The following is a 14996-nucleotide window of genomic DNA, read 5'->3' as shown; positions in this document are numbered from 1 at the left end:
AGGTTTTGTTACAGCATGTAAAACCGACCTTGTCCTGGAACCCTGCTGTTCAATCGTGTCTAAAATGGCGCTTCCGGTATTTTCGCGCCGTTCCTTGTGCGCGCATCTTCACCCGGAAGCAAGCAGTACACATGCAGTTAGAAGGAGATAACGATGAAACAACGCCACATTCAGAATTTCTTGATGGTCTCGACCGCCTTTTTCGCGATCAGCGCGCCGGTCGGCGCGCGGGCGCAGGGTGCGTCGCCATTCGGGGCGTCGTCGGTTGCACAGGTCGCGCAGGCGCGCGTTCAGTCCGTTCAGGCAGGCGCCGAGAAGCGCCGCGCATCGGAAAGCAGCGACGACGAGACGGCGGGCTGACCCGCTCGCGGGATTCGTCCGCCGGGGCGGATCGCTGAAAATGACGAAAGGGCATGAACCACTCAGGTTCATGCCCCTTTTCTTTTACCGCTACTTTTGCTTTGCCGTTTGCTCGACTGCGCGGCAGCTTAGCCGCCTGTCGTGTCCTTCAAGACGCCGCGGCGCATCTGATCCAGTTCGATTGATTCGAACAGCGCCTTGAAGTTGCCCTCGCCGAAGCCCTGATTGCCCTTGCGCTGGATGATCTCGAAGAAGATCGGTCCGATCTGGTTCTCGGTGAAGATCTGCAGCAGGATTTCGTCCTTGGTCCCGTCGATCAGGATCTTGCGTTTCTTCAACTCGGCGACCGATTCCACATGTCCCGGCACGCGCCGGTCCACCAGCTCGTAATAGGTGTCGATGGTGTCGAGCAGCGCAATGCGGGCGCTGCGCAGGCCATCGACGGTCGCGTAGATGTCGTTGGTGCCGAGCGCGATGTGCTGAATGCCTTCGCCGCGATAGGCGTCCAGATATTCCTGGATCTGTCCGGCGTTTTCCGAGCCTTCCTCGTTGATCGGAATGCGGATCTTGCCGCACGGCGAAGTCATCGCCTTCGACTTCACCGCGGTCACCTTGCCCTCGATGTCGAAGTAACGCACCTCGCGGAAGTTGAACAGCCGCTCATAGAACTCGGCCCATTCAACCATGCGGCCGCGATGCACGTTGTGCGTCAGGTGATCGATGTAGGTCAGGCCATGGCCGGCCGGATTCTGCTCGGCGCCGGGAATCGGTTCGAAATCGACGTCATAGATGCTGATATCGCCGATGCTGCCCGGCTGCGCGCCGTTCTTGCCGCGCCAGCGGTCCACGAAATAGATCAGCGAATCGCCGATGCCCTTGATGGCCGGGATGTTCAGTTCCATCGGACCGGTCTTGTTGTCGAAGCCCCAGGCGCCGAGTTCGAGCGCGCGCTGGTAGGCCTTGGCGGCATCGGCGACGCGGAAGGCGATCGCGCAGATGGACGGCCCGTGCAGGCGGGCGAAGCGTTGCGCGAACGAGTCGGGCTCGGCGTTCACGATGAAGTTGATGTCGCCCTGGCGATACAGCGTGACGTCCTTGTGGCGATGCTTCGCGATGGCCGTGAAGCCCATTTGCTCGAACAGCTTGCCGAGCGCGACCGGGTCGGGCGCGGTGTACTCGATGAATTCGAAGCCGTCGGTGCCGACGGGGTTCTCCCAGGTCGTTGCGGTCATGCGGTGTCTCCGGAAATTCGTTCTGCGCGAATGCGCGACGTGAAGACAGTTTAGTCATGACGATGCAGCAAAAACTTGCGAAACAAATCGTCAATTCATAGACTTGCGCTAGTTCATGCCAGCAAAACACAGACAGGAGCCAGAAAATGGCCGAACCAGAAGCGGACTCCGAACTCGACACGATAGACCGGCGCATTCTGGCGATCCTCCAGGAAAACGGACGGCTGTCCAACCAGGAGATTGCGGAGCGCGTCAATCTTTCGCCGAGCCCGTGCTTGCGGCGCATCCGGCGGCTGGAGGAAAGCGGCGTGATTCGCGGCTATGTGGCGCTGCTCGATGCGAAGAAGCTCGGCCTCGGCCTGCTGGCCTACATCAACGTGCGGCTCGAGAAGCGCGGCGGCACGCAGGCCGCGGCGGGTATCCCGAAGACGCCGACGCACGGCGACCTGTTCCGCGAAGCAGTGCGCTCCTGGCCGGAAGTCGTTGCCTGCGACGCGATGACAGGCGAGATGGACTTTCTGCTGCGAGTGCAGGTGCGCGACATGGACGACTTTTCCCGCTTCGTGCAGGAGCAGTTGCTGCACCATCCGTCGGTCATCGATGTCAGGTCGAGCTTTTCACTCGAGCGCATCAAGGAAACGACGGCATTGCCGCTGCGTTGAGCCGTGCCGAAAAGCACAAGGGCGGCCGGAGCCGCCCTTGCTGCGTGCGATACGCGATGCGGTCGGGAAATCAGGCCGCGTCAGCCGCCGGCATGAACGCCTGGAACATCTGCGACGCACGATGCGCCTGACGCTTGATGGCGTAGTCGAACACGGCGGCTTGCTCCTGCAGCATCTCGGTCATGATGCTGTTCTGGTCGGCCGGCGCGAGCGACAGATAGGCGTCCGCTTCGCCATACGCATATTCGATCTTCATGCCCGACTTGCGGGCGATGTGCATCATCGTCGAATTGCGCGACAGGCAGTGCATGTAGAGCACCGAAACGTGTGTGTTGCGGCTGCGCATGGCGGCGCGCTCGAACAGCTTCGAACCGACACCGCGCCCACGCGCGCTTTCCAGCACCGACACCCCGAATTCCGCGGTGCGCTTGTCGCCTTCGGCAGGCAGATAGGCCAGATGGCCGACGCCGATCAGTTCCAGCGCATCGCCGAACACGCCGAATACCTTGTCGTTCGAGAAATTGATATTGCGCACGTAGTTCTCGATCACGTGATCGGGAACCACCTGACCGAAGCGCAGGAGGCGGTCGTCTTCTTCGAGGGCGAGGAAGTGGCTGAGGAGGCGCTCGCGATCGGCGGAAGAAAGCTCGCGGACGAGAACCGGCGGACGCGCGTCGGTCAGCGGGGGATCGTTCGGCACGATCTGCTCGGCGGTGCGGTTGAGGGTCAGTTCCACGGCGTTTCTCCTTCATTCGTCATGCAGCATGCTGCAAAGCAAGACAAATTTTAACGGATTCCGCGGAGGCGAGTACGGGAAAACCCCTAAGTTGGACTAGGTGAGCCGTTCTAAACGGATGCTAAACTTCGAAATATCTCTTGAAAATCAATGAGTTACATCACGTTGACAGAACACCGCGATGTCCTTGGTCGAAATGGTGCTTCGCAACAATCAAACGTCTGACTGGCCGCTCAGTCCATGCTCGATCATGTCCACGACCTGATCCGCAAACTCGCGGTAGCCGAGCTTGCCACCCGGCTTGAGCCAGGTGAAGGTCCAGTTGATCATGCCGAAGACCATCATCGTGAGCGCGGTCTGGTTGTCTCGCGATGCGCGCTTCGGATACGCCCGCGCCAGCTGGCGCGCGAACGCCGCGACGATATCGCGCTGACGGTCCAGGACGATCTGGCGCTGTGCTTCTTCCAGATATTTCACGTCGTTGAGGAGCGCGACGTGGCGGCTATGCGAGGTCTCGTATTCGGCGAGGAACGCCCGCACCAGATCGGCGAAGGCTTCGCGCTCGCCAAGACCGCGTCGCTGGCTCGCGCCTTCCACCTCCGCGATGATCAGCATCAGCCGCTTGGTGTAGCGGTCGAGCAGATCGAACAGGATGGCTTCCTTGCTCTCGTAATAGTGGTAGAGACGGGCCTTGGACGTGCCGCTTGCCGCGGCCAGATCGGCCATCGACGTGCTGGGGTAACTCGTCTGGGCGAATTTCGCGGCGGCGAGTTCGAGGATCTGTTCGCGTTGGGATTCGTGATCGGCTGCTTTGGTACGGGCCATGTGTCGTGACGGTGCGTTCTTATGGATTCGATGCCGCTTATAAACAGATTGCAGTCGCGCTTCAGCGGCGCAATTCGGCCTGGGCGATGTCGGACGGCGTGCCCCGTATCTTCAGCCGCCCCGCGACGACGAGTTCTCGCAGGCGCCAGAACGCGACGGAATCGGAGAGCAGGAAGTCGAAACGCTGGCCCATCGCCGCACCCGCGATCCGCCGTGACGGCTGCCACTCCGGGCTGGCGAGATCGAGCAGCGCTTCGTCGACGTCCAGCCAGGTGCCCGATACCAGCATGTTGTCGCGCAGCCGGCGCGTTTCGGCGCTGGCATATTTCGCTTCCTGCCATTCGAGCGCCAGGCGGCTGATGCGCAGCACGGAAATCGGCGCGGCGGTCGGCAGCTTCGCGAGCAGCTGCTTCGGCGAAAACATGCCGACGGCGGTCGCGCGGTCCGGGCGTCCAGCAAATCCGGAAGAGCCGGAAGGACCGTCTTCCGCGCCAGTCTGCAAATCGTCGTGCGACAGCTTCGCCTCGTTGAGGCGCTGGGGCACGTTGCGCAAATAGAAAGCGGTGCGCCGCAGCGTGAGTTGATCGGCGGCGCTCTGGCCATGCCAGACGACGACCTGCGCATCGCCGCGGGTAAGGCGGTCGAGCACGCCGAGCTGTTCCTCGAGTTGCTCCTCGAAGTCCATCGCGCTGTTCAGGACCTGGCGCCAGAACGCGGCGCGCGTGAGCGCGGAATCGTCCACGTCGCGGATGGGGCCGACCGCCAGGTCGTCGCGCAGCGTCACGACGCGGTCTGCGCGTTCCGCGCGGAGCAAGGCTTCGGTGAGAGACTGCGCCGCGCTGTCGCCATTGACGACGTGAATCGTGTTCATGGGTGTCGGAAAGCCGGAAAACTGAGGGAACGCTCGAAGGGAGCGATCCTAGTTTACGCGAATCGACTCCCGTCCGGCGGCCGCATGTCCGCTCCGGTGCGCGACAGACCGCTCATGCCTGCACTCAGCCGGATCAGCGTTCGTCGAAACTCACGACCACGCGCTCGCTCAGCGGATGACACTGGCAGGTCAACACGAAACCGTCATCGATCTCGTGCTGTTCGAGCGTGTAGTTCTTGTCCATTTTCACTTCGCCTTCCAGCACTTTCGCGCGGCACGTGCAGCACACGCCGCCCTTGCACGCGTACGGCAGCGCCAGTCCTGCCTTCAGGCCGACGTCGAGCACGCTCACGCCTTCGTACGGCAGGCGCAGCTTGCGCTTCTTGCCGTCGATGATCAGTTCCAGGTCCGCCGCCGGCGTGTTTTCCGTGATCTCGACCGGCGGCACGCCCGCCTGCGGCAGCGGTGTGCCGAACCGTTCGACATGAATCTGCTTCGGCGGCACGCCGGCGTCGTTCAACGCGGCTTCGGCCGCGTCCATCATCGGGCCAGGGCCGCAGATGAAGGCCTCGTCGATGTCCTGAGGCGAGAGCAAGGATTCCAGGAAGGCCTTGCACTTCGCCTGATCCAGCACGCCGTTGAACAGCTCCACGTCCTGCAGGTCGTCCGACAGCACGTGATACAGCGCGAACCGCTCCATGTAGCGATTCTTCAGGTCTTCAAGTTCCTCGGCGAACATGATGGCGTCGACGCTGCGGTTGCCGTAGACGAGCGTGAAGCGGCTGGTCGGCTCCGTGTCGAGCGTCGTCTTGATGATCGCCAGCACCGGCGTGATGCCCGAGCCGCCCGAGAACGCCACGTACTGTTTGGCGTGATCGGCGTTCAGGTGCGTGAAGAAGCGCCCGTCGGGCGTCATCACGTCGATCTCATGGCCGGGCTTGAGCGTCTCGAACGCGAAGTTCGAGAACCGTCCGCCGCGTACCCGCTTGATGCCGATGCGCAGTTCGCCGTCGCGGTCATAGTCGGTCACGCCGACGCAGATCGAGTACGAGCGGCGCGTCTCCTCGCCGTCGATATGGGTCTTCAGCGTCACGAATTGCCCTTGCGTGAAGCGGAAGGCGTCGCGCAAGGCCGGCGGGACGTCGAACGAAACGGTGAACGCATCGGCGGTTTCGGGGCGCACGTCGCGGATGCGCAGCGGGTGGAATTGCGGAGTCGCCATCGTTATCGGCTCGCTTTCAATGAGATCGGATTGAATCAGGGCCGCGGTTCAGTACGGCTTGAAATAGTCGAACGGTTCGCGGCAATCCACACAGCGGTACAGCGCCTTGCAGGCCGTCGAGCCGAACTGCGACAACTGCTCCGTATGCGTGGAGCCGCAGCGCGGACAGGCGACCCTCTCCTTCGCGTGCGGCATGGCGCGCGGCACGAAGCGGATCGGCTTCTCCATCACGGCGCAGCTCCCCGACGGCGGCGCGATGCCGTAACGCCGCAGCTTGTCGCGCGCTTCCTCGGTGATCCAGTCGGTCGTCCAGGCCGGCGCCAGCACCGTCTCGATGCGATGCGCGCCCAGCCCGGCATTGCCCATCGCCAGCGCGATGTCTTCCGCGATCTGCCCCATCGCGGGACAGCCGGAGTAGGTCGGCGTGATCACCACTTCGAGCACGCCGTCGCCGCCCTGACGCACGTCGCGCAGGATGCCCAGTTCGCGGATCGACACGACCGGAATCTCCGGATCGGGCACCGCTTCCAGCACCGACCACGCATGCTGGATCGTCGCGTTCATGTCGGCGCGGGCGGGGACGCTGGCGGCGCTCATCACCAGCTTGCTCCGGGATGCTGCCGCGCCAGGCTCTGCATTTCCGCCAGCAGATAACCCATGTGTTCCGAGTGCTCGCCTTGCTTGCCGGTGGAGACATGACGCACTTCCGCGGGCGCGTCGAGCGTCGCCTCTTCCAGCGCCGAGGCAAGTTGCGCACGCCACGACGCTTCGAGAGCGCTGGCCAGCGGCGCGATGCCCGCATCGGCCACGGCCTGTTCGATGGCATCGGTGGCGAAGAACTCGCGCGTGTACGGCATCAGGTAGTCGAGCGCCGCCTGCGTGCGCCGATGCGATTCGTCGGTGCCGTCGCCCAGGCGCACGAGCCAGTCGCGCGCGTGGTGCAGGTGATAGCGCGTTTCCTTCAGCGACTTCGCCGCGATCGCCGCGAGCTGGGTATCGCCCGAGGTCTGCAACGCCGTCCAGACCTCGGCCATCAGCGCCGAGTACAGGAAGTTGCGCACGATCGTCACCGCGTAGTCGCGTTCGGCGCGCGCGGTGCCGGCGAGCGGGCCGAAGTGCGGCAACTCCGCCAGCGTGTAGTTGGCGAACTCGCGTTCCGTGCGGAAGTAGGCGTAGTCGTCTTCGGTCTTGCTGGCGCCGTTGAGCGCGGCGTCGAGCGTCGCCGCGTGCGAGTAGAGCAGGCGCGCCTGGCCGATCAGATCGAGGCTGATGTTCGCCAGCGCGATGTCTTCCTCCAGCGCCGGGCCGTGACTGCACCATTCGGCGTTGCGCTGGCCGAGGATCAGCGCGTTGTCGGCGAGGCGCAGCACGTAGGCGAGATGTTCCTGAGTCATGTCCCGCGCCCTTACATGTGGTTGATTTCTTCGGGCAGCACGAAGAAGGTCGGATGGCGGTAGATCTTGTCGCCCGCCGGCTCGAACAGCTCGCCCTTGTCCGCCGGATCCGACGCCGTGATCGCCGCCGACGGCACCACCCAGATGCTCACGCCTTCCTGGCGGCGCGTGTACACGTCGCGCGCCATGCGCAGCGCCGCGCCCGCGTCCGGCGCGTGCAAGCTGCCGCAGTGCTTGTGATCCAGTCCCTGCTTGCTGCGCACGAACACTTCCCAGATCGGCCATTCCTTGTTCATCTTTCCTTCTCCTGTTTCTCGTCGTCCGGCTCAGTTGGCCCGCTCAGGCCGCTTGCTTTTGGGTTCGCGCCCGCTGCTTCTCCGCATAGGCCAGCGCGGCTTCGCGCACCCACGCGCCCTCGTGGTGCGCCTTCACGCGCGTGGCGAGCCGCTCCTTGTTGCACGGACCGTCGCCGTTGACAACGCGCCAGAACTCGTCCCAGTCGATCGCGCCGTAGTCGTGCGCGCCGCGCGCCTCGTCCCATTTCAGGTCGGGGTCGGGCAGCGTGACGCCCAGGATGCGCGCCTGCTCGACGGTGGCATCGACGAACTTCTGGCGCAGGTCATCGTTCGAGATGCGCTTGATGCCCCACGCGAACGACTGCCCGCTGTGGATCGAATCCTTGTCGCTCGGGCCGAACATCATCAGCACCGGCCACCACCAGCGGTTCACCGCCTGCTGCACGAGATCCTTCTGCGCCTGCGTGCCTTTCATCATGGCGAGCAGCGCGTCGAAACCCTGGCGCTGATGAAACGACTCTTCCTTGCAGATGCGGATCATCGCGCGGGCGTAGGGACCGTACGTGCAGCGGCAGAGCGGGATCTGATTCATGATCGCGGCGCCGTCGACCAGCCAGCCGATCACGCCGACATCGGCCCAGGTGGGCGTCGGGAAATTGAAGATGCTCGAATACTTGGCGCGTCCGGCGTGCAGCGCGTCGACCAGCTGATCGCGCGAGACGCCCAGCGTTTCAGCGGCGCTGTACAGATAGAGGCCGTGGCCGGCCTCGTCCTGGACCTTGGCCAGCAGGATCGCCTTGCGTTTCAGGCTCGGCGCGCGGCTGATCCAGTTGCCCTCGGGCTGCATCCCGATGATCTCCGAATGCGCATGCTGGGAAATCTGCCGCACCAGCGTCTTGCGATACGCCTCGGGCATCCAGTCCTGCGCCTCGATCTTGCCGTCGGCCTGCATCACGGCGTCGAAGCGGGTCTGGTCCGCGCTCTGATCGGCAGAGGCGGGCGGCTTGCCGGACGAGGCATCCGGCGCGGGGCTGGGGATATCGAGGGATTGGGTGTACATGGCGGCACTCGCGCTCAGGGAAATCGCAGTGGGGGGATTATAAACCGACCGGACGGTCGGTGAATGATTTTTCCGAATGGGCTGGGGTAAATCCGCATGCGTGGGGAAGGGATGAGGCGGATGCGTCGGTGCGGACGCAAGGAGGGGGACGGCGGAAGGAGAGGAAAGCGGAAGCGAATGAGCGGCGGCGATTGCCGCCGCTCGAAAGGCAGGAGAAGAGGTTGCCGACTCAGCGCGCCTGTTGCGCGGCGAAGTCCTCGGCGTCGACGTCATAGCCCGACGGTTCCCAGCGCACCGCGAACAGCGCGACGAGTCCGGCGAGCGGTGCGACCGCGATGATCCAGAACACTTTCGTGCCGAGCGCCGCGGACAGCACCGGGAACAGGAACAGCGAAACGGTCGAGCTGGCGCGCATCAGGGTCTGATTGAACCCGACGCCGACGCCCCGCAGCGAGGTCGGATAGCTCAGCGACGCGAAAGTCATGCTGTGCGAGCCCGGTCCGACGCCTTGTCCGAGCAGGAACGCGGCCAGGAAGCCGATGGCGAGCACGACTTCGGCGCCGGTCGAAGGCTTGCCGACGATCGCGAGCCCGACGAGCGCCGCCAGCTGAAACGCGTAGCCGACCACCGACAGCTTCCAGGCGCCGTATTTCGGCACGGTGCGCACCGAGAACAGGCCGCCGGCGAACGCGAAACAGAGATTGAGCGCGAGCGAGGCGAGGATCGTCGTGAGCATCGACTGGGCAAGGAAGCTCGAGATGATCACCGGCAGGCCGAACGCGACGGCGTTGTACGCGAACGAGGAGGCGATCGCGATGACGGTCGCGAGTACGGTGCGGCGCAGATAGACGCCGCGCAGCAGCGCGCCGTAGTTGCTCCACGTCGCGCGGCGCGCCTTGGGCGGGGCGACGGGTGTGTCGGCGACGCGGGCATCGATGCCATACGAACGCTTGAGGATCGCCGCCGCGCTTTTGAGATCGCCCTGGTTCGCCGCCCAGACCGGCGATTCGCTCATGTAGCGGCTGCGGATCACGATGATCGCGATCGCGGGCACGGCGCCAAAGCCGAGGATCAGGCGCCAGAGCCAGCCGGCGTTGTGCGCGGGCAGGACGGCATACAGGCCGAGCACGAGCAGATACGAGATGCTGATAGCCGCGTACCATACCGGGCACCACATCGCGACGCGGGCGGCCTTGTTGCCGCGGCCCTGCAGCCGCGAGAACTCGGCGAGGAAGGCCATGGCGACCGGCAAGTCGATGCCGACGCCGAGCCCCATCACGAAGCGCGCGCCGCCGAGCGTCCAGGCATTGGGCGCGAGCGCGCAGGCGATGGCCGCGACGACGAAGAAGAACATGTCGGCCATGAAGACGCGATAGCGGCCGATCTTGTCGGTGAGATAGCCGCCGAGGAACGCGCCGATGATCGCGCCGAAAGTGATCGCGGACGCGACGAAGCCGGCGCCGGTCGGGGTCAGCGAGAATTCCCGCGCGATGTCCTTCATGCCGAAGGCGAGCGCGCCCAGATCGTACGCATCGAGAAAGATGCCGCCGAGCGCGATGGCGACGACCACGCGTGCATCGCTGCCGATGGCGGCGCCGTGGTTGACGAGGTGGGAGACATCAGCGGCGCTTTCGATGACGGGGCGCGGGTCGGCGGCGCGGGCTGAGGCGCTGGCCGAGGCGGGCTCGGGCGCGAGGGATACGGACATGGTCGGTCTGATTCTGAAAAAGATTGTTGATGCAACGAATCGCGGGATCGTACTGGGCCGGGCGGGAGCGCCCAAATTCTTTTTTGTTATTTAATGACTTACGAGCGGCAAGAGCGGGCGGCGGCGGGCAGCGCGAAGCGTCCCGATGCCCGGGTGCGACAATGTCGCTCCTATTCGTTCTTGACCATCCAGCATGTCTTCAGCCGACAACATCGAATCGAGCGGCGCCGAGGTCGCAGTCGCGGTCGTGGGCGGCGGCCCGGCCGGGCTCATGGCTGCCGAGGCGCTCGCGGCGGGCGGCGCACGTGTCGATGTGTACGACGCCATGCCCTCCGTCGGCCGCAAGTTCCTGATGGCGGGCAAGGGCGGCATGAACCTCACGCATTCCGAGCCCGCCGAGGCGTTTCTCTCGCGCTACGGCGCCCGTCGGCCGGATATCGCGCCGCTGCTCGCGCGTTTCGACGCCGCCGCGCTGCGGACGTGGGTGCACGGACTGGGTGTCGAGACCTTCGTCGGCAGTTCCGGACGCGTTTTCCCCACTGACATGAAAGCCGCGCCGATGCTGCGGGCCTGGCTGCATCGGCTGCGCGGCGCGGGTGTGACGTTCCATATGCGTCATCGCTGGCTCGGCTGGGCGGAAGACGGCGTGTCGGCGTCGCGGTTTGCGACGCCCACTGGCGAGAAACAGGTGCGTCACGATGCGCTGATCCTCGCGCTCGGCGGCGCGAGCTGGCCGCAACTGGGTTCGGACGGCGGCGCTTTGCCGCTGCTCGCGGCGCGCGGCGTGGAGGTGCGGCCGTTTTTGCCGTCGAACTGCGGGTTCGATGTCGGCTGGAGCGAGCACTTCAGCAGCCGCTTTGCGGGCGAGCCGCTCAAGTCGGTGGCGATCGGCCTGCCGGGCACGGGTGGCGAAACGGCGTGGCGTGTCGGCGAGTGCCTGGTCACGGCGCAGGGCATCGAGGGCAGTCTGATCTATGCGCTGTCGGCGCCGATCCGCGAGCGCATTGCCGCCGGCGCAGGCGAGGGCGCGACGGTGCTGCTGGATCTCGTGCCGCAGCTGTCCGCCGAACGGGTGCGGGACGAAGTGCTGCATCCGCGCGGCGCGCGGTCGATGTCGAGCCATTTGCACAGCCGGCTGCACCTGACCGGAGCCAAAGCGGGGCTGCTGCGCGAGTGCCTGACCAAAGACGAATTCGCCGATCTTTACATCCTCGCCGCGCGCATCAAGGCGCTGCCGCTGCGCCTGCTGCGCCCGCGTCCGATCGCCGAAGTGATCAGCAGCGCGGGCGGCGTGGCGTTCGAGTCGCTCGACGCGCGCTCGATGCTCACCGCGTTGCCCGGCGTGTTCTGCGCGGGCGAGATGCTCGACTGGGAAGCGCCCACGGGCGGCTATCTGCTGACGGCGTGCTTCGCGAGCGGCCTCGTTGCCGGCGAGGGCGCGCTCGCCTGGCTGGCCGGGCGCGGCTGAGCGCCGAAGCCGCCAGGAGACAAGACTAGGCGGCCACGAGACGCCAGAGCGACGTCACTTCCGCCGCCCGCGCGGCATGCAGCGGATCCGTCTTGTCGGCGGCGCGCGGATGATGCGGCTTCACGTCGATGCGTCCGTCCACCTTCAGGCCGGCGGCATCGATCCATTCCTGCAATTGCGCGCGTGTGCGCAGTCTCAGATGCTCGGCGAAGTCGGACAGGATCAGCCAGCCTTCGCCGCCGGGTGTCAGGTGCGCGGCGAGGCCGTCGAGGAAGCCGCGCAGCATGCGGCTGTCGGGATCGTAGATCGCGTGCTCGATCGCGGCGCTCGGGCGCGCGGGCAGCCAGGGCGGATTGCAGACGATCAGCGGCGCGCGGCCGGCGGGAAACAGGTTGGCTTCCGTGACCTCGACCTGCCGGCCAAGTCCGAGCCGCGACACGTTCTCCCGGGCGCAGGCGAGGGCGCGGGCATCGAGTTCCGTCGCCACCACGCGCTCGACGCCGCGTCGGGCGAGCAGCGCGGCCAGCACGCCCGTGCCGGTGCCGATGTCGAAGGCCAGTTCCCGCGACGGCAAGGGCTGGTTCGCGACCAGCTCGACGTACTCGCCACGCACCGGCGAAAACACGCCGTACCACGGATGGATGCGCGCGCCGAGCGCCGCGATCTCGACGCCCTTCTTGCGCCACTCGTGCGCCCCGACCAGCCCGAGCACTTCCCGCAAGGACACCACCGACGCCTCGCCGGATGCCGGACCGTAGGCTTCCTCGCAGGCCTCGTGCACGTCGGGCGCGCGGCGCAGCGGAATGGCGTAGTGCTCGTCGAGCGGCAGCACGAGCATCGCCAGCGTGCGGGCGCGTTGCGACTGGGCGAGGCGGTGCAGATTGAAGGTATCGACCGGCGACGTCTCCAGCGCGGCTTTCTTGGCCTTGCGCGGCTTGTTGTCGATGCGGCGCGCCATCGCCTGCAAAAGCTGCCGCGCATTCTGGAAGTCGCCGCGCCAGATGATTGCCGTGCCTTCGCAGGCGAGCCGGTAGGCGTGATCGGCGGTCATCTGGTCATGGCCGATGACCACGCGTTTCGGCGGCGAGTTGCCGCTTTCCGATCGCCAGCGGGCCGAGCGGCTTTCGCCGTCCTCTTCCCAGTCGAGTCGCTGAGGAACAGTGGTTTTTGATTGCATATCGATGAGCCTGCGAGCCGTCCGGAGCGGACGGCGAAAAATGAACTGGCTGCATTGTGAGGCCAAACCGGGCGTTCCGTTCCCGCCGGCGAAGGTTTCGCACGAATCGCGCCGCGGCGGAGTTTGCGCTTCAGGCACAATCGATCCTTTTCCCCGCACGCCTTCGCCGAATGAAACGCCCCGTTCTCACCGCGATCTGCGCGGCTGCGCTGCTCGCGCAATCCTTCTTCGTATCGCACGCCTTCGCCGCTGACACCGCCGAGCCGTCCGCCGGCGAGCATTGGGTCAGCGCGTGGGGCACCGCGCTGCAGGCCATTCCGCAACTGGCGAACTTGCCGCCGCTGTACCGCGCGCCGGAGGTCGGCGGACGGACCGTTCGGCAGATCGTCTATCCCCAGGCCGACGGCAAGCGGGTGCGCCTGCGCATCAGCAATACCTTCGGGACGGAGCCGCTGGTAGTCGACGCGATGAGTGTCGCGCGATCGGCGGGCGGCAGCGGCGCGGCGCTTCGTCCGGGCAGCGCGCGGCCGGTGCTGTTTGGCGGGCAAAAAAGCGTGACCGTGGCGCCGGGCGCGCAGATCACGAGCGATCCGGTGGAGTTCGCCGTCGATGCGCAGCAGCCGTTGGCCGTGAGCCTGTTTGTGGGGAAGGACCAGAAGCTGGTCGCGTGGCATCGGATCGCGAGCCAGGTGAATTACATTTCGACGCCCGGCAACCATGCCGACGACAGTTCCGCCGGCGCGTTCCGCACGCGGTTCACGCAGTACGCGTGGCTGACGAATGTGGCGGTGGAGAATGCGTCGGCGCACGCGGTGGTGGCGATCGGCGATTCGATCACCGACGGCATGCGCTCGTCGCTCAATGCCAATCGCCGCTGGACCGACGCGCTAGCAAGACAGATTGCGCGAAAGGATGGCGCGCAGACGGCGGTCGTGAACGCGGGCATCAGCGGGAATCGGCTGCTGAGCAACTCGCCTTGCTACGGGGAAGCCGTGGTGACCCGTTTCGAGCGCGATGCCTTGCGTCAGCCGGGGGTGCGCGCAGTGATCCTGCTGATCGGCATCAATGACATCAATTTCATGGCGATGCCCGCGCATGCCGGCCTGGATTGCGACGCGCCCCATACGGAAGTCAACGCCGATGCGTTGGTGCGCGGCTATCAGCGCCTGATCGCGCAGGCGCACCAGCGCGGCGTCAAGATTTATGGCGCGACGCTGACGCCGGCCTCGCTGCCGCCGGAGCGGGAGGCGATCCGTGCGGCAGTCAACCAGTCGATCCGGGCGAGCCGCGCGTTCGACGGCGTGATCGACTTCGACCAGGCGCTGCGCGACCCGGCGCACCCGACCGCGCTGCAGAAGCGCTACGACAGCGGCGACCACATTCATCCGAGCGACGCGGGATATGCCGCGATGGCGGCTGCGGTGCCGACTGAGTTCGTCGTGGGGACGGCCAAGCCGGTGCAGAAATGAAGCGTTTGCAAAAAAGTTGCTTCATCACCTTGTCATCGGCGTTTGCTTGGCCTAATATTCAGCCCCTCGTCGCAAGACGTTGGGCCGCTGCGAAACGGGCGGCCTCCAAGTCGGCAAATTTTGAAGCGAAAGCGAAAAAATAGTGTTGACAAGGAGAAAAAGATTCCTCATAATCTCGTTTCTCTGCTGCTGATGCAGCGACGCAAGACGGAAGTGCAGTGGTTCTGTTCTGCGATGTGCTCTTTAAAAACTAACAGCCGATAAGTGTGGGCGCTTGATGCGGGTGCGGCCGGTTCTTTGAACTGGTAATAGCAAAAGTATCAAGAGTCTCACACGAAGTATCAGAGGAAGGTTTATCTGTCTTAGGACGGATTAATCATCGTCAGTACGTTGAGTGAGCGACCGGTTCTTAACGGAACCGAAAACAGTAACAGGCATTGAACTGAAGAGTTTGATCCTGGCTCAGATTGAACGCTGGCGGCATGCCTTACACATGCAAGTCGAACGGCAGCACGG

15 protein-coding genes are annotated in these 14996 nt (G+C 65.0%); 4 read left to right on the top strand and 11 right to left on the bottom strand.

Annotated features, from left to right (window positions below; translation table 11 throughout):
• Nucleotides 1-153 precede the first annotated feature (153 nt).
• On the top strand, nt 154-360 hold the full coding sequence (locus QCE83_RS12810) for a hypothetical protein (RefSeq protein ID WP_309810451.1): 207 nt from the start codon (nt 154-156) through the stop codon (nt 358-360).
• A 128-nt stretch (nt 361-488) separates the two neighbouring features.
• Here QCE83_RS12810 and hppD read toward each other — a convergent pair whose 3' ends face one another.
• Nucleotides 489-1592: a 4-hydroxyphenylpyruvate dioxygenase gene (gene hppD, locus QCE83_RS12805; RefSeq protein ID WP_309810448.1), complete on the bottom strand. Its 1104-nt coding sequence runs from the start codon at nt 1590-1592 to the stop codon at nt 489-491.
• A 146-nt stretch (nt 1593-1738) separates the two neighbouring features.
• Between hppD and QCE83_RS12800 the strand changes: the two genes are divergently transcribed.
• Nucleotides 1739-2254: an Lrp/AsnC family transcriptional regulator gene (locus QCE83_RS12800; protein WP_309810445.1), complete on the top strand. Its 516-nt coding sequence runs from the start codon at nt 1739-1741 to the stop codon at nt 2252-2254.
• A 70-nt stretch (nt 2255-2324) separates the two neighbouring features.
• Here the strand turns inward: QCE83_RS12800 and QCE83_RS12795 are convergent, their stop codons facing one another.
• The 9 genes from QCE83_RS12795 to QCE83_RS12755 all read right to left on the bottom strand — a co-directional run bounded on the left by QCE83_RS12795 (nt 2325) and on the right by QCE83_RS12755 (nt 10366).
• On the bottom strand, nt 2325-2990 hold the full coding sequence (locus QCE83_RS12795; RefSeq protein ID WP_404984595.1) for a GNAT family N-acetyltransferase: 666 nt from the start codon (nt 2988-2990) through the stop codon (nt 2325-2327).
• 213 nt (nt 2991-3203) lie between these two features.
• On the bottom strand, nt 3204-3815 hold the full coding sequence (locus QCE83_RS12790; protein ID WP_309810441.1) for a TetR/AcrR family transcriptional regulator: 612 nt from the start codon (nt 3813-3815) through the stop codon (nt 3204-3206).
• A gap of 61 nt (nt 3816-3876) precedes the next feature.
• The gene (locus QCE83_RS12785; protein WP_309810439.1) at nt 3877-4686 is read right to left on the bottom strand and encodes a DUF1835 domain-containing protein; all 810 of its coding nucleotides are present in this window, start codon (nt 4684-4686) and stop codon (nt 3877-3879) included.
• A gap of 133 nt (nt 4687-4819) precedes the next feature.
• Nucleotides 4820-5908, bottom strand: a complete 1089-nt coding sequence (gene paaE / locus QCE83_RS12780) for a 1,2-phenylacetyl-CoA epoxidase subunit PaaE (RefSeq protein WP_309810437.1) — start codon at nt 5906-5908, stop codon at nt 4820-4822.
• A 48-nt stretch (nt 5909-5956) separates the two neighbouring features.
• Nucleotides 5957-6505 (bottom strand): 1,2-phenylacetyl-CoA epoxidase subunit PaaD, encoded by a 549-nt coding sequence (gene paaD, locus QCE83_RS12775; RefSeq protein WP_309810435.1) that lies wholly within the window; start codon nt 6503-6505, stop codon nt 5957-5959.
• Nucleotides 6505-7302 (bottom strand): 1,2-phenylacetyl-CoA epoxidase subunit PaaC, encoded by a 798-nt coding sequence (gene paaC / locus QCE83_RS12770; RefSeq protein ID WP_309810432.1) that lies wholly within the window; start codon nt 7300-7302, stop codon nt 6505-6507. Before paaC ends, paaD begins: the two co-directional genes overlap by 1 nt.
• An 11-nt stretch (nt 7303-7313) precedes the next feature.
• Entirely contained in the window at nt 7314-7598 is a 285-nt protein-coding gene (gene paaB, locus QCE83_RS12765) for a 1,2-phenylacetyl-CoA epoxidase subunit PaaB (protein ID WP_309810429.1), read from the bottom strand.
• Nucleotides 7599-7641: 43 nt separating this feature from the next.
• Nucleotides 7642-8658 (bottom strand): 1,2-phenylacetyl-CoA epoxidase subunit PaaA, encoded by a 1017-nt coding sequence (gene paaA, locus QCE83_RS12760; protein WP_309810426.1) that lies wholly within the window; start codon nt 8656-8658, stop codon nt 7642-7644.
• A 229-nt stretch (nt 8659-8887) separates the two neighbouring features.
• On the bottom strand, nt 8888-10366 hold the full coding sequence (locus tag QCE83_RS12755; RefSeq protein ID WP_309810423.1) for an MFS transporter: 1479 nt from the start codon (nt 10364-10366) through the stop codon (nt 8888-8890).
• 193 nt (nt 10367-10559) lie between these two features.
• Here QCE83_RS12755 and QCE83_RS12750 point away from each other — a divergent pair, with 193 nt between their 5' ends.
• A complete protein-coding gene (locus QCE83_RS12750; protein ID WP_309810421.1) occupies nt 10560-11834 on the top strand; it encodes a TIGR03862 family flavoprotein in 1275 nt (424 codons plus the stop codon).
• A gap of 25 nt (nt 11835-11859) precedes the next feature.
• Here QCE83_RS12750 and QCE83_RS12745 read toward each other — a convergent pair whose 3' ends face one another.
• The gene (locus QCE83_RS12745; RefSeq protein ID WP_309810419.1) at nt 11860-13011 is read right to left on the bottom strand and encodes a class I SAM-dependent methyltransferase; all 1152 of its coding nucleotides are present in this window, start codon (nt 13009-13011) and stop codon (nt 11860-11862) included.
• 170 nt (nt 13012-13181) lie between these two features.
• On the opposite strand from QCE83_RS12745, the gene QCE83_RS12740 reads away from it, so the two are divergent.
• Entirely contained in the window at nt 13182-14480 is a 1299-nt protein-coding gene (locus tag QCE83_RS12740) for an SGNH/GDSL hydrolase family protein (protein WP_309810416.1), read from the top strand.
• The last annotated feature ends 516 nt before the right edge of the window (nt 14481-14996 follow it).

The organism is Caballeronia sp. LZ034LL (assembly GCF_031451215.1).
In the GTDB taxonomy this organism is placed as follows: domain Bacteria; phylum Pseudomonadota; class Gammaproteobacteria; order Burkholderiales; family Burkholderiaceae; genus Caballeronia.
Note: the sequence above shows the minus strand (reverse complement) of the source record. Positions and strands in the feature narration are given on the sequence as shown.